Genomic DNA, 14,532 nt, shown 5'->3' on the forward strand with positions numbered 1-14,532 from the left:
GGGAACGTCAGGGGTTCGTAAGGCTTATGGTCGGCCGGAAAGCGACCGTCGTCAGCAGAGCGAACGCCACGGCGAAGCCGATCATCGTCATCACTCCCCTGGGCCAGAAGATGTGGCTGTCCACGAACGACCAGCACGCGACGGCCAGAACGGAGGCGCCCGGCAACACCCGCGCACCGTGCCGTCGCCACAGCACCACACACGTGGCGAGCGAGGCGACAGCCAGTCCGTACACCCCGGCCCGCCCCAACTGGTCCCCCATGGCGAAGAGTTGACCTGCGGCCCCATGGACACCGTGATCCACGACGGCGCCCGCGGAGATGCCCGCCACCGCGTCCAGGCCGGAGTAGTAGGCGGCGAAGAAGAGACATCCCGCCCAGGACACCACCGTCAACGCCCCGTCGACGTCGCGGCGCGGCCTGCCCCACACGGGGACCAGCAGTCCGAGGACGAGGAGCGGGAAGACCGGGAGCAGGACGACGTGCAGCCCGGCCCACCGGCCCGCCGTGGTCGTCGTCAGATGCAGTGGATGCACTACACCGGCGGCGGCCAGGAGGAGCGGTGGGGCGGTCACGAGAAGCAGCACACACACGGTGCGGAAGGGGCGCATGTCGTGACGCTAGGCCGCGGCCCGCCGCCCCGACCCGGCTTGCCCCCGCGCCGTAAGGCACCCGTAAGACGCCCGGCCGGGATCAGCCATCAGGGCGGCCACGCCCCCGCGCGAGCCTCCGCCCCAGCCTCCACAGGGCGGTCACCGCAGCCACCACCCCCAGCGCGATCAGCCAGTTGCGCGGATAGTCCAGCGGCAGCACCGACGGGTTCGCCGGCCGCCCCGGCCGCAGCAGCACCGGCAGGGCCACCGCCGTCAGCGCGCCCGCGACCAGCAGGCTGCCGCGGACCGGCCCTCGCGCGCCTCCGCGCACCAGCAGCAGCCCGGCCAGCAGCACCAAGGGGGCGATCACCGCGTCGTGGAGGAGTACCGCCCCGGCCAGCCACACGAGTACGTCCGGGACGTCACCGGCCTCGACCAGCAGGAGCGCCCCGACTCCCATGAGCGCCACGCCCACCGCGCCCACGGCCACGCGCGGCGCGCTCATGCCACCACCTCCAGGCGGCCGACCCACTTGGTCTGGAGCACACCCGGCCGGTCGGGCGCGATGAGCCGCGCGGGATAGCCGTGGTCGGGGTCGAGTTCCTCGCCGTTCAGCCGCAGCGCGAGCAGCGTCAGCGGGTCCCGAGCATGCCGGTGCCCCATCTCCGACACCCGGTAGCCACCCCTCAGCTGCAACGACACCACCCGTACCCGCGCCTGTTCGGGTACGCCCGCGCGCTCCAGGAGATCCGCGACGCGTACGCCGGTCCAGCGCGCCGACCTGCTCCAGCCCTCCACGCAGGCGATCGGCAGCTCCACCTCGTGCTGGGGCAGCGCGCGCAGTTCGTCCAGCGTCAGGGTGTACGGCCGCGGGCCGGCCACCGTCAGGCGGTACTCCTCGTGGGCGATCCGGCCGACTCCGGCCGCGGCGGCGGTGCGGTTGACGGGCAGGGTCTGTGGACCTTTGTCCGGGTGCCGGGGAGCGAAGAGGATGAAGCCCTTCAGAGGCGTGAACGACTGGCCGACGGTCGTGAGCGTGACGGCTCCGACCGCCGCGGTCAGCGCGGCCAGCAGCGAGCGCCGGTCGGGTTCGTCCACGGCCGGCAGGGCGAGGGTGCCCGGTGAACGGCGGGTCCAATGGGCCCTGATTTCCGGGGACTTCACCGCGATGTGCAGCAGCAGCGCCCCGACGACCAGCCACCCCACCGCGTAGTGCACCGGCACGAACGAGAACGGCCACGGGTACCACTGCGCCGTGTTGAGCAGCCCGGTCGCGAGCTCGAAGACGGCACCGGCGACGAGTACGGCGACCGACAGTCGCTCCAGGGCGTGCCGGACCGAGCGCAGCGCGGGCCACTCGAACAACCGCGGGTACACGGTCCACAACTTCGCGAGCAGCAGCGGGATCGCCGCGATGCCGGAGGCGACGTGCAGGCCCTGAGTGAGCCGGTATCCCCAGACGGGTCGGCTCGGGAGGTCGTCGGCGAGCCATCCTGGCGGGTGCTGCATGAAGTGGCTGACGAGACCGGTGAGGAAGCAGACGGCGAAGGCCGGGCCCAGCCATCGGCCGATCACCGTCGCGGTCCGGGCGTCGTGCAGTCCGCCCTTGAACACCGGTGGAGTGACGCGTGGTTTCATGCCTCCCATCCCACCGGCCGCACGGCCTTTCCGGAACAAAGGAACTCTTACGGAACAAGGACGCATAACGGCGCCCCGGAGGAAGTCCCCTCCGGGGCGCCGTGTGTCGCGGCGGCCGCTTTCTTACACCGCGACGATGCCCTCCATGCCGGACTCGGCGAAGGGGGGCAGTCCTGTGAGGGTGGTGACCTTGGTGAGCGAGCCGTTCCTGCCGACCCTGAACCCGTCGACCGTGCCCGAGGTGGCGTTCTGCACGTACAGGAACCTCTCGTCCCGTGTCACCGCCAGGTCGATGACACCCTGCGACTTCCCGGAGGGCGGCGTGGCGATGCCGACGCGGTCGGTGAGGGCCAGCTTCCCGTGCCGGTCGGTGCGGTAGCCAGTGACCGTGGAGTTGCCGGTGTTCCCGCCGAAGAAGAAGTCACCCGCGCGCTCCAGCCAGCAGAGCGTCTCCTGGCCGTTGGGCAGGGGCTTCTGGAGGACCTTGAGGGTGCCGTCGCGGCGCACGGCGTACGTGGTCACGGTGGACTTCTCCGCCTCGGCCACCAGCATGCGGCCCGACTTGTCGAAGGTGATCGCGAACGGCACACCGCCGGCCGACTTGTTGACCACAGCGCGGGGTGCGGGCCGCCCGTCGCGCCCTATCGGGAAGACCTCGACGGTGTTGGCGGACTTGGTGGTGACCACCAGGTCCCGCCCGTCCGGCGTGAACGCGACCTGACCGGGCGAACTGCTGAACAACGGGACCTTCTTGTTGTGCAGCCCCAGCGAACGGTACGAGCCGCCGAGCGGCTTCAGTCCCCCGGCAGTGACACGGAACCCCTGGACGCTTCCGCTGCCGCCCGCGTTCATCACGTACGCGAGGTCGCCGGACACGGCGATCGACGACGGGAAGTCCCCGCCGGAGCGCACCACTTGACGGTCCGTCAACTCACTTCCCCGCACCCGGAACGAAGTCACCGTGCCACTGCCCGCGTTGACCGCCAGGAGCCGCTGGGACCGGTCGTCGTAGACGAGCGAACCCTGTGAGGCGAGGGAGTCGGTGGGCGCGTCCACCTGGTCACCGCCCTTGCCTCCGGTCGCGTAGGTGCCCGCGGCGGACAGTACGCCGTCGTCGCCCCGCGCGAAGACGTGGACGGTGTTGCCGGCCAGCTCGTTGCCCTGCACGAACACGGCGTGGTCGGCGCCGTTCCGGTGTGCGGGCTCGTTCGCCGAGGCGATGGTCACCGCCCCCACCACGGCGGCCGCCCCGAGGATCCCGGCTCCGGCGACGCCCAACCGGACCTTCATCGGCGACCTGCGCCTGGTGTGCCTGCTCATGCGGTAGTCCTCCTGTACTCACCAGCCACCCGCTGCGGCTGACCGACGGAGCCAGAGTGGTCCGTGGGACGGGAAGACATCAGGGGTTCGGCCGCCACGTCACCGTCTCGTAAGAACCTCCCGCTCCCCGTCGCCGCGCCTACTGCGCCCGCAGTAGGCGCGAGGGACTGCGACCGCCCGACGACGAGAGATCGGCCTCGGCGCCGGGGTCGGCGCGGCCGACAGCGCCTTCAGCAACAGCTCGACCTCACAGGACACCGACTCCACGAAGACGACGGCCCTGTTCCAGGGGGCACCGCGGGCGCGACCGGCGCGGTGGTGCGCTTCTCGGCACCCACTCACCTCGCACCCACTCACCCCGCACGTCGCACCCCGCACCCCGCACCCCGCACGTCGCACGCCGCACGCCGCACCGAGCCTGCCGACGAACCGCCGCCTCGCCTAACGACCTCCGGGATGCAGCCCCAGCCACCCCGGAGACGGCGCCCCCGCGACCTCTCCGACGTACAGCGTCAGCTGCTGCCGGAAGCGCTCGGCCAGGGCCCGGTCATCCATGAACTCGGCGAAGCCGTTCAGGTGGGCGTTGGGGTAGTCCCAGATGGGCCGGTAGCCGGAGTGCGGGGCGACGTCGGTGCGGACGGACCACATGTAGAAGTCGGACTGGGTCTGCTTCGACAGCCACCAGTTCAGGTAGAGCTTGGCGGCGGCCGGGTGCCGTGCGTCCTTGAAGATGGCGGCGCGCTGGGCCCAGGCCATGAAGGGATCGTGCTTCGGGACGACGAAGCGGGTCTTCACCCCGGCGACCGGGGTGAGCATGCCGTCCGTACCGAGGGCGACGGCCGCGGTGCCCGCCTCGACCCGGTCAGCCGGTTCCTGCGTACCCCGTACCCATGCCACGTCCTGGGCGACGAACCGCCGCAGCCAGTCCCAGCCGTACTTGTCGACGAGGGTCTTGTAGAGGTACAGGACCGCGTCGTCGTCGTTCGGATACGTCGAGACGATCCTCCCCTTCCAACGCGGGTCGAGCAGGTCCTGTGCGCCGCGGGGCGGGGTGGAGCCGGCCTTGTCGACGTTGTAGATGGTGGAGAAGGCGTCGACGAAGATGCCGGTCCAGGCGCCGTCGGGGTCCTTGAAGGCGGGGTGCACACGGGAGAAGCCGGCCGGCTTGTAGCGCAGCAGCGCACCTTCGCGCTTCCACCGGGGGAAGTCCTGAAGGGTCTGCAACTGCACCACGTCCGGCACCAGGGTGCCCGTGGCCAGCTGGTTGTCGATGCGGGCGTCGTGGAACTTGCTGTAGTCCACGACGATGTTCAGCGTGATCCCGGGGAAGGCCTTCTCGAACGCGGCCTTGTTGCCGTCCTGCTGGTTCGCGGTGTCACCCCCCGCGTACACGGTGAGGGTGCCGCCCTCCGCCTTCGCCTCGCGGTACAGCTGCCGCAGGCTCTTCGTCTCCTCTCCGCGCGTCACGGCGTGTCCCGTTCCGGTGCCCAGCGCGGCTCCGGCGGCCGTGAGCGAACCCGCGACGAGGACCTGACGTCGTCCCACAGGCATGGGCCATCCCTTCGGTTCGGTGCGATGTCTGCCGTCAAAACTAGCTTCCACAGAAGCTTTATTTCAAACTTCAAGCTAACCAACAGGCTTGACATCAGGCACCCAGCCAATCGAAAGGCCGATGAACATTGCTGTAGCGTCAGCTTTATGAGTGATCTGCTGAACGATGAGGCGGTCGTCCTCTACGGCGACGTCCTGCGCCTGACGGACGCGATCGGAGGCCGCGCCGACCGCACGATCCGCGAGGCCTCCGGACTCGGCGGCTCCGAGTTCGAGGTCCTCCTGCGCCTGGCCCGGCACCCCGAGCGCCGGACCACCGGCGCCCGCCTCGCCGAGGACCTCTCGTTCACCTCGGGCGGACTCACCCGCCTGATCACGCGGATGGAGGAGGCCGGACTGATCACCCGCCGACCTCACCCGGAAGACCGCAGAGCCACACTCCTCGAAGCAACGCCCCAGGGCTACGAAGCCCTGGAGCGCGCCCTCGCGGCCCATGTCCCGCAGATGACAGCCGACCTCATGGAGCCGCTCACCCCGGTCGAGCGACTGATCCTGCGCGAACTGGTGACCAAGCTGCTCGTCCACTCCGCGCGGGGCCCGGTACGCGTACCGGTCGAGCCGTGACGCGCCCGCCTGACCGGCCCCTCAGCCGGGCGTCGCAGTCCTGGTACCGGCCTCCCGTGCAGACGATGGCCTGCACGGTCCGTCCGGTACGGGCATCCCTGACCAGGAGACCCGGGAACCACTGACGGTTGCCGATGGTGTGCCAGTTCGGCCACTGCTGCATGTCGTGCGGCGCAGGCTGCTCGTTGGCCTGACTTCCCGACACGGTCGACGGCGGGTCGTTGTTGATCGGATTGGGACCGACGGCGGGATGAGCTGAGCCATGGCCACGCCCGAGCTACCTGAGCAGGCAAATCGACATGACACCGATCAATCGCCGTATGCCTTGCGGTACGGGGCGTGGCCCATTGCGGGCGTGTGGAAGGACTCGTTGGCCACAGTCTCCGCGACCAGCGGGGGGCAGGCTCAGGGAAACACCGTGCAGCTCTCCCTCACCACCAAGAGGCCGGTACCCGCGTGAGCCACGTCGCACAGCCCTGGATCAGACTTGCTATGCAACGAGTTGCATAGCACGATCGCCGTCATGGCGCTCGAACACGCGATCCTGGTGTCGCTCTTGGAGAAGCCGGGCTCCGGCTATGAGCTGGCCCGGCGTTTCGAACGGTCCATCGGCTACTTCTGGACCGCGACCCACCAGCAGATCTATCGCGTGCTCAAGCGCATGGAGAACGACGGCTGGGTGGCCGCCCAGGACATCCCGCAGCAAGGGCGTCCGGACAAGAAGGAGTACTCCGTCGCCGACCTCGGCCGGGCCGCGCTGTCCTCCTGGTTGCATGATCCGATCGAGCCGGACAGCGTCCGCCACGACCTGGCGGTGAAGATCCGGGGTGCCGCCTTCGACGACCCGACCGCCCTGATCCGCGAGGTGGAACGACACCGGCAGGCGCACCGGGACCGACTCGCGCACTATCTGGCGGGCGAGGAAAGGGACTTCACCGGGCCCGAAGAGGGGGATGACACCCCGCTACAAGAGCCCCTGGACGCGGAGCGCGAGCTCCAGCACGCCGTCCTGCGCGGCGGCATCGCGTACGAGCGGATGATGATCGGCTGGCTGGACGACGTACTCGCCACGCTGGCCCGGTTCGGCCCGCGCACCTGACCGCACTCCACCGCACTCCACCGCACCGCCCACGACCACTGCGCCCGTCCGACCGCCACACCTCCCGAATCCCGATTCCCGAATCCCGATTCCCACCCCTTCCGTCGACCAGCCGAAAGAGGCCCTCACCATGGCTGACCAGCTCCTCTTCAACCCGCGCACCTACGACCCCGCACACTTCGACCCCGAGACGCGCCGCCTGCTGCGCGCCACCGTCGACTGGTTCGAGGCGCGCGGAAAGCGGCAGCTGATCGAGGACTACCGGACCCGCGCCTGGCTCAGTGACTTCCTCGCCTTCGCCGCGAAGGAGGGCCTGTTCGCCACCTTCCTGACGCCGTCGTCCAGTGCGGGGGAAGACGAGCCGGACAAGCGGTGGGACACCGCCCGTATCGCCGCGCTCAACGAGATCCTCGGCTTCTACGGCCTGGACTACTGGTACGCCTGGCAGGTCACCATCCTCGGCCTCGGCCCGGTCTGGCAGAGCGACAACGCCGCCGCCCGCGCCCGCGCCGCCGAACTCCTCGCCCAGGGTGAGGTGTTCGCGTTCGGCCTGTCCGAGAAGGCCCACGGCGCCGACATCTACTCCACCGACATGCTGCTCGAACCCGACGGCGACGGCGGCTTCCGCGCCACCGGCTCCAAGTACTACATCGGCAACGGCAACGCGGCCGGACTCGTCTCCGTCTTCGGCCGCCGTACCGACGTCGAAGGCCCCGACGGCTACGTGTTCTTCGCCGCCGACAGCCGCCACCCGGCCTACCACCTGGTCAAGAACGTCGTCGACTCCTCCAAGTTCGTCAGCGAGTTCCGCCTGGACGACTATCCCGTCACGTCCGACGACGTCCTGCACACCGGCCGCGCCGCCTTCGACGCCGCCCTCAACACGGTCAACGTCGGCAAGTTCAACCTGTGCACCGCCTCGATCGGCATCTGCGAGCACGCGATGTACGAGGCCGTCACCCACGCCCACAACCGCGTCCTCTACGGCCGTCCCGTCACCGCCTTCCCGCATGTGCGGCGGGAGTTGACCGACGCGTACGTCCGGCTCGTCGGCATGAAGCTGTTCAGTGACCGCGCCGTCGACTACTTCCGCTCCGCCGGCCCGGACGACCGCCGCTACCTGCTCTTCAACCCGATGACGAAGATGAAGGTGACCACGGAGGGCGAGAAGGTCATCGACCTGATGTGGGACGTCGTCGCCGCCAAGGGCTTCGAGAAGGACAACTACTTCAGCCAGGCGGCCGTCGAGATCCGCGGCCTGCCGAAGCTGGAGGGCACGGTCCACGTCAACCTCGCGCTGATCCTCAAGTTCATGCGCAACCACCTCCTCGACCCGGCCGAGTACCCGAGCGTGCCGACCCGTCTCGACGCGGCCGACGACGACTTCCTGTTCCGGCAGGGACCGGCCCGGGGCCTGGGCTCGGTGCGCTTCCACGACTGGCGCCCGGCTTTCGAGTCGTACGCCCATCTGCCCAACGTCGCCCGTCTGCGCGAACAGGCCGACGCGCTCTGCGAGTTCGTCACCACGTCCGCCCCCGACGCGGAACAGAGCCGCGATCTCGACCTCGTCCTCTCGATCGGCCAGCTCTTCGCCCTCGTCGTGCACGGACAGCTCGTCCTGGAGCAGGCCGCTCTGACCGGCCTCGACGAGGACGTGCTCGACGAGCTCTTCGCCGTCCTCGTAAGGGACTTCTCCGGCCACGCCGTCGAACTCCACGGCAAGGACTCGGCGACCGAGCGGCAGCAGGAGTGGGCACTGTCCTCGGTCCGGCGTCCGGTCGTGGACGAGACGCGCACGGAGCGAGTCTGGCAGCGGGTCGAGGCGCTGTCCGGCACGTACGAGATGGCCCAGTAGCCGCTCAGCGCCCGCCACCGGTGGCCGAGCCTCGCGGGGCCAGGCCACCGGTCGACCGAGTGCTCGCCCTGGGCGAGCGCCAGGACGTGCTCGGCGACGGTGTGGACCTTGGTGTCGGTGCGCTGTGAGACGTCCCGCAGGACCCGCCACGCCTCCTCCGGAGGGATCCGCCCCAGGACGACGACCGCGCCGATCGCCTGGTCGATGGTGGCGTGCGAGGTGACGGCGCGCTGGAGCTGGCCGCACTCCACTCACACACGCTCGTGACAGACCCCGCTCACGCGTGGGCGCTCCGTCAGTCGCCCTCCGCGGGGAACACTTGGTCGACCGCCCGGCGGAGCGTTTCGCGGACGGCCGTAGCGTCGTCGAGTTCCGCGGACTGGAACGCGCCGTCGTGGAGCATGACGAGGACGCGGGCGGCGTGATCGGGCTCGGGGTGCCCGATGGCGGCGGAGAGGTCGCGCAGCACGCCGAACAGCCAGGTGCGCTGGTCGTCGATGACGGCGCGCACCGGGTGGGTGCGGTCGGGGTATTCGGCGGCGGCGTTGAGGAACTGGCAGCCGCGGAAGCCGTCTTCGAGGGTCGCGTCACCGAGTACGGCCATGACCGCGCGGACCGCCTCGCGCGGCGGCTTGCCTTCCCGTGCCTGAGCCACAGCGGCACGGATGTCCTCGGCGGTGGCGGTGAGGTAGGCCGAGACGAGGTCGTCCTTGCTGGGGTAGTGCCGGTAGAAGGTGGCACGCGTGACCTTCGCCTCGGTGACCAGGCGGTCGATGCCCACGGCCTGGATGCCCTCCGCGTAGAAGAGGCGGGACGCGGTGCGAAGGAGCCGGTCCTTGGGGTGCGGCTCAGAGGCAGTCGTCATTCCCCCATCGTAAAGAAAGACCAGTCGTTCTGCTGACCGCCCCCGATTGCACCACCAAGGGAGAACGACTAGTCTCTCTCGCAGAAAGACCGATCGTTCTTCCTAACACTCACCCCGAGAGGCAAGAACCCCATGAGCACCACCCCCACCGTCATCCTCGTCCACGGCGCCTTCGGCGACTCCGGCATGTGGAAGGGGGCCGTCGCCAAGCTCCAGGCCCAGGGCTACACCACCCTCGCCGTGGCGAACCCGCTGCGCGGCCTGGAGTCCGACGCCCGCTACGTCGCCACCGTCGCCCAGGCCGTGGACGGCCCGGTCGTCCTGGTCGGCCACTCCTACGCGGGCGCGATCATCACCCGGGCCGCCCGCGACGCGTCCAACGTCCAGGCCCTGGTCTACGTGGCCGCCTTCCAGCCCGACGAGGGCGAGAGCGCCCTGGAGAACGCCTCGCGCTTCCCCGGCGCCAAGATGGGCCCGGACACCACCGTCGCCACCGAGTACGACGGTGAACCGGAACTGCGCATCCTGCCCGAGCACTACCAGGACGTCATCGCCGGCGACCTCCCCACCGAGACCGCCGACGCCCTCGCGGTCACCCAGCGCCCGGTACGCGTACAGGCACTCACCGCCGAACTCTCCGGCACCCCCGCCTGGCGCACGCTCCCTTCCTGGGCCGTGATCGCCACCCAGGACAACGCCATCCCCGCCCAGGCCCAGCAGTTCATGGCCGAACGCGCCGGATCACACATCACACGCGTGGACGCCTCCCACGCGGTGGCAATCTCCCAGCCCGACGTGGTGGCCGACGTGATCGTCGAAGCCGCGGAGTCGACCCGCTGAACTCTCGTTCACCCAAGGCACGAAACAGGAAAAGTGCTGACCGGGTGGCCAGCACTTTCCGTGGATAACTTCTGTGTCCGAGGGGGGACTTGAACCCCCACGCCCGATAAAGGGCACTAGCACCTCAAGCTAGCGCGTCTGCCATTCCGCCACCCGGACCAGGTGTCTGCCGCCTTGCCGGGGGTATTCCCCGCGGCGACATGGACAACAATACCAAGCTTTCGGAGCGCCCTTCACCTGCATATCCGTCCCTTGGGAGGCGGTGCGGGGGCGGTGTCTCCGCGGGCCTGGGAGGCTCACCCGGAGTGACCGGGAAGGTACGTGCCGGGTACGAAGGGCGGGGCGGGGTGATCGCCGGGTGGTCCCCGCCGTCGTGGCACGGCATGGGGCCACCCGGCGATCGGGCGTCACGGCATCAGCTGGTACTCCGGGAAGTTGCCCGGCAGCCGCTCCCCCACCGGCCCCAGCGTCACGGCACGGACGAGGAGTTCCCCTCCGACGAACGCGCCGCGCCAGGACGCGCCGAAGCCGCCGAAGAGTTCGTCCCGGTCGCCCCTGGAGCGAGGCTTTCCGTGGCCGACCTTGAACGCGCGGATCTGCGGGGCGAGCCGGCCGAAGGTCGCCTCGTCGTCCGTGGACAGGGTGGCCACCAGGGCGCCGTTGGACGCGTTCATCGCGGCCAGCAGCTCCGCCTCCGTGTCGACCAGGACGATGGTGTCGACCGGGCCGAAAGGCTCCGCGTGGTGGAGCGGTGAGGACGGCGGCGGGCCGAGGAGCGTGACGGGTTGGACGTACGCCGAGGTGTCCTGGCCGGGCAGGAAGCGGGCGTCGGCCTCCTTGCCGCGGTGCAGCGGCACGGCGCCGCGGTCGACGGCCTCGGCGATCTGGTCGTGGAGTTCCTTCGCCTTGGCCGCGTTGATCACCGGGCCGAAGTCCAGCGACGGATACGGGTCGCCGCAGGCGTCGACGGCGAGCGGGTGCCCGACGCGCAGGGTGCGCACCGCCGGGAGGTAGGCCGCCAGGAAGTCGTCGAACAGCTCGCGTTGGACGACGAAGCGCGGGTACGCCGTGCAGCGCTGCTTGCCGTAGTCGAAGAGCTTGGGGACGACGGCCGTGAGTGTGTCCCAGTCCGAGTAGTTCCAGATGCCCCAGGTGTTGAGCCCCTCCTGTTCCAGTACGTGTCGCTTGCCGAGGTCGGCGACGGCCGTGGCGACGGCGGCGCCGGTGTCGCGGCCGCCGACGAAGGAGACGCAGCCGATCTCGGGCGCCCGCACCAGCGCCTGGGACAGCTCGCGTCCGCTGCCGCTGACGAGGGTGACGGGAATCCCCTCGCGGGCGGCGAGCGCCGAGGCCAGGGTCAGACAGGCGACGCCGCCGTCGGTCGGGGTCTTGGCGATGACCGCGTTCCCTGCCAGTGCCTGGACCAGCATTGCGTGAACGAGCACGCTCATCGGATAGTTCCAGCTCGCGATGTTGGAGACCGGGCCGTCCAGCGGGGCCCGGCCGGCGAGCATCGGCTCGATGCCGTCGACGTACCAGCGCACACCGTCGATGGCCCGGTCGACGTCCGCCTGCGCGAGCCGCCAGGGTTTGCCGATCTCCCAGACGAGGAGCAGAGCGAGGAGTTCACGGTGCTGGGTGAGCGCGTCGAGGGTGGCCGCGACGCGGGCCCGGCGCTCGTCGAGCGGGACGTGCCGCCAGGCGCGGTGCTGGTCGAGCGACGCGCGGACGGCCTGGTGGGCGGTGGCCCGGTCCAGGCGGGGCGGGCCGGCGATCGGGCTGCCGTCGACGGGGCTGGTGGCGGGCAGGGCCCGGCCGTCCGCCTGCCAGGTGGAGTCCCAGAGGTTGAGGACACGGTCGTCCCGGAACGCCTCCGGCGCCACGGCGAGGCAGCGCCGCCAGGCGTCCGTCCAGGTCGTACCGGATTTCAGGGTGAGGGTTCGGCTGCTCGGAGTGAGGGTGGTTGCCATCGGGTCGCTCCGCTCTCGGTGCACAGTCGGGGGCGGGATTGCATGGCTCGGGGGGGGAGTTGTTCAGGTCGATACGGCAACTTCCCGCACGCACACGGGAGTTGCGCGGCTCGCATCCGAAGGACTACGGCGTCCCTGCCCGCAGCGCTTCGAGCCGGGCCAGCACCAGCCTCGCCGTCTCCGTCGGCGTGCTCCCCACGCTCACGCCCACCGCCTCCAGCGCCTGCTTCTTCGCCTGGGCGGTGCCGGAGGAGCCGGAGACGATGGCGCCCGCGTGCCCCATGGTCTTGCCCTCGGGCGCGGTGAACCCGGCGATGTAGCCGACGACCGGCTTGGTGACGTTCTCCTTGATGTACGCGGCCGCCCGCTCCTCGGCGTCGCCGCCGATCTCCCCTATGAGGACGACGAGTTCGGTGTCGGGGTCGTCCTCGAACGCGGCGAGGCAGTCGATGTGGGTCGTCCCGATCACCGGGTCGCCGCCGATGCCCACGCAGGTGGAGAAGCCGATGTCGCGGAGTTCGTACATGAGTTGGTAGGTGAGCGTGCCGGACTTGGACACCAGGCCGATCCGGCCCGGCTTGGTGATGTCGGCGGGGATGATGCCCGCGTTGGCCTGCCCGGGTGTGATCAGGCCCGGGCAGTTGGGGCCGATGACGCGGGTGCCACGGGACGTGGCGTATGTCGTGAAGGCGACGGAGTCGTGCACCGGGATGCCCTCGGTGATGACGACCGCGAGGCCGATCCCGGCGTCGGCGGCCTCGGTGACGGCCGCCTCGGCGAAGGCGGGCGGCACGAAGACGACACTGACGTCGGCGCCGGTGGCCGCGATGCCCTCACGCACCGAGCCGAAGACGGGGACGGCCCGGTCGTCGAAGTCGACGCTCTGGCCGGCCTTGCGCGGGTTGACGCCGCCGACGACGTTCGTGCCGGCGGCGAGCATCCGCCGGGTGTGCTTCATGCCCTCGCCGCCGGTCATGCCCTGGACGAGGACCTTGCTCTCCTTGGTCACGTAGATGGCCATGTCGTCCCTCTTCTCAGGCTGTGGTGGCGAGTTGGGCGGCACGGCGGGCGGCGCCGTCCATGGTGGTGGCCTGCTGGACGAGTGGATGGGCGCGTTCGTCGAGGATGGCGCGGCCGCGGACGGCGTTGTTGCCGTCGAGCCGGACGACCAGCGGCCTGGTCAACTGCACGGTGTCCAGGGCCTGCACGATGCCGTCGGCGACCGCGTCGCAGGCGGTGATCCCGCCGAAGACGTTGACGAAGACGGACTTGACGGCCGGGTCGGAGAGGATGACGGACAGGCCGTCGGCCATGATCTGGGCGGAGGCCCCGCCGCCGATGTCGAGGAAGTTGGCGGGGCGGGCGCCGCAGCCGGCGACCACGTCGAGGGTCGACATGACCAGTCCCGCGCCGTTGCCGATGATGCCGACCTCGCCGTCGAGCTTGACGTAGTTGAGCCCCTTGGCGGCGGCCGCGGCCTCCAGCGGGTCGTCGTGAGCGGCGCCGTCGGCTCCCCAACGCTCCTGGCGGAAGCGGGCGTTGTCGTCGAGGGTGACCTTGCCGTCGAGGGCGAGGATCTGGCCCTGTTCGGTGCGCACGAGGGGGTTGACCTCGACGAGGACGGCGTCCTCGCGGACCAGGACCTCCCACAGCCGTACGAGCGCGTCGACGGTCTGCGGCGGGAGTCCGGCCGCCTCGGCGATCTCGCTCGCCTTCGCCGAGGTGACGCCCTCCACGGGGTCGATGTGGATACGGGCGACGGCTTCCGGCCGACTCGCGGCGACCTCCTCGATGTCCATGCCGCCCTCGGCGGAGGCGATTGCGAGGAAGCGGCCCGCCGCCCGGTCGAGGACGTAGGAGACGTAGAACTCGCTCTGAATGTCGACTGGTTGGGCCAGCATGACCTTGCCGACGGTGTGTCCCTTGATGTCCATGCCCAGGATCTGGCGGGCGGTGATCTCGGCGGCGGCCGGGTCGGCGGCAAGCCTCACTCCGCCCGCCTTGCCACGGCCACCTGTCTTGACCTGGGCCTTCACCACCACTCGCCCGCCGAGCCGACGGGCGATCTCGCGTGCCTCCTTGGACGAGTCGGTGACCTCGGCCCTCGGCACCAACATGCCGTGTTCCTCGAAGAGTTCCCTTGCCTGGTGTTCGTACAGGTCCATTCCGGCTCCTGAC

Annotated in this window: 13 protein-coding genes, 1 tRNA gene and 1 pseudogene; 4 read left to right on the top strand and 11 right to left on the bottom strand. The window is 70.2% G+C overall.

Translation table 11 applies throughout. The annotated features are described in order from the left end of the window. Positions 1-7: 7 nt before the first annotated feature. The 5 genes from G3I78_RS11140 to G3I78_RS11160 all read right to left on the bottom strand — a co-directional run bounded on the left by G3I78_RS11140 (position 8) and on the right by G3I78_RS11160 (position 5,101). Positions 8-610: a hypothetical protein gene (locus G3I78_RS11140; RefSeq protein WP_164422977.1), complete on the bottom strand. Its 603-nt coding sequence runs from the start codon at positions 608-610 to the stop codon at positions 8-10. Positions 611-692: 82 nt separating this feature from the next. Continuing rightward, positions 693-1,097 carry a hypothetical protein gene (locus tag G3I78_RS11145; protein WP_164422979.1) on the bottom strand — a complete coding sequence of 135 codons (405 nt, stop codon included), beginning with the start codon at positions 1,095-1,097 and terminating at the stop codon, positions 693-695. Beyond that, positions 1,094-2,230 (bottom strand): molybdopterin-dependent oxidoreductase, encoded by a 1,137-nt coding sequence (locus G3I78_RS11150; protein WP_164422981.1) that lies wholly within the window; start codon positions 2,228-2,230, stop codon positions 1,094-1,096. The genes G3I78_RS11145 and G3I78_RS11150 overlap by 4 nt, the downstream gene beginning before the upstream one ends. Before the next feature lie 123 nt (positions 2,231-2,353). Beyond that, entirely contained in the window at positions 2,354-3,550 is a 1,197-nt protein-coding gene (locus tag G3I78_RS11155; RefSeq protein ID WP_239157722.1) for a beta-propeller fold lactonase family protein, read from the bottom strand. A 441-nt stretch (positions 3,551-3,991) separates the two neighbouring features. After that, complete coding sequence (locus G3I78_RS11160) at positions 3,992-5,101, bottom strand: extracellular solute-binding protein (RefSeq protein ID WP_164422983.1); 1,110 nt, start codon at positions 5,099-5,101, stop codon at positions 3,992-3,994. A gap of 147 nt (positions 5,102-5,248) precedes the next feature. Between G3I78_RS11160 and G3I78_RS11165 the strand changes: the two genes are divergently transcribed. The 3 genes from G3I78_RS11165 to G3I78_RS11175 all read left to right on the top strand — a co-directional run bounded on the left by G3I78_RS11165 (position 5,249) and on the right by G3I78_RS11175 (position 8,679). Next, on the top strand, positions 5,249-5,725 hold the full coding sequence (locus G3I78_RS11165) for a MarR family transcriptional regulator (protein ID WP_164422985.1): 477 nt from the start codon (positions 5,249-5,251) through the stop codon (positions 5,723-5,725). A 523-nt stretch (positions 5,726-6,248) separates the two neighbouring features. After that, positions 6,249-6,824, top strand: a complete 576-nt coding sequence (locus G3I78_RS11170; protein WP_164422987.1) for a PadR family transcriptional regulator — start codon at positions 6,249-6,251, stop codon at positions 6,822-6,824. 130 nt (positions 6,825-6,954) lie between these two features. Continuing rightward, positions 6,955-8,679 carry an acyl-CoA dehydrogenase family protein gene (locus G3I78_RS11175; RefSeq protein WP_164422989.1) on the top strand — a complete coding sequence of 575 codons (1,725 nt, stop codon included), beginning with the start codon at positions 6,955-6,957 and terminating at the stop codon, positions 8,677-8,679. A gap of 92 nt (positions 8,680-8,771) precedes the next feature. Here the strand turns inward: G3I78_RS11175 and G3I78_RS11180 are convergent. Together G3I78_RS11180 and G3I78_RS11185 are read right to left on the bottom strand one after the other, a co-directional pair. Continuing rightward, positions 8,772-8,930, bottom strand: a pseudogene (locus G3I78_RS11180) (ANTAR domain-containing protein); the annotation flags it as partial. Positions 8,931-8,974: 44 nt separating this feature from the next. Beyond that, positions 8,975-9,544, bottom strand: a complete 570-nt coding sequence (locus G3I78_RS11185) for a TetR/AcrR family transcriptional regulator (protein WP_164422991.1) — start codon at positions 9,542-9,544, stop codon at positions 8,975-8,977. Between the two features lie 132 nt (positions 9,545-9,676). Here G3I78_RS11185 and G3I78_RS11190 point away from each other — a divergent pair, with 132 nt between their 5' ends. Beyond that, positions 9,677-10,384: an alpha/beta hydrolase gene (locus G3I78_RS11190; protein ID WP_164422993.1), complete on the top strand. Its 708-nt coding sequence runs from the start codon at positions 9,677-9,679 to the stop codon at positions 10,382-10,384. 74 nt (positions 10,385-10,458) lie between these two features. On the opposite strand, the gene G3I78_RS11195 is transcribed toward G3I78_RS11190, so the two are convergent. From G3I78_RS11195 to sucC, 4 genes are all read right to left on the bottom strand, one after another. Continuing rightward, positions 10,459-10,543 (bottom strand) — tRNA-Leu (locus tag G3I78_RS11195). 248 nt (positions 10,544-10,791) lie between these two features. Further along, a complete protein-coding gene (locus G3I78_RS11200) occupies positions 10,792-12,354 on the bottom strand; it encodes an aldehyde dehydrogenase family protein (RefSeq protein WP_164422995.1) in 1,563 nt (520 codons plus the stop codon). Positions 12,355-12,478: 124 nt separating this feature from the next. Beyond that, positions 12,479-13,375 carry a succinate--CoA ligase subunit alpha gene (sucD, locus tag G3I78_RS11205; RefSeq protein WP_164422997.1) on the bottom strand — a complete coding sequence of 299 codons (897 nt, stop codon included), beginning with the start codon at positions 13,373-13,375 and terminating at the stop codon, positions 12,479-12,481. Between the two features lie 13 nt (positions 13,376-13,388). After that, entirely contained in the window at positions 13,389-14,519 is a 1,131-nt protein-coding gene (sucC, locus tag G3I78_RS11210; protein WP_164422999.1) for an ADP-forming succinate--CoA ligase subunit beta, read from the bottom strand. Positions 14,520-14,532 lie beyond the last annotated feature (13 nt).

The organism is Streptomyces sp. SID13726 (assembly GCF_010548375.1).
GTDB lineage: Bacteria > Actinomycetota > Actinomycetes > Streptomycetales > Streptomycetaceae > Streptomyces.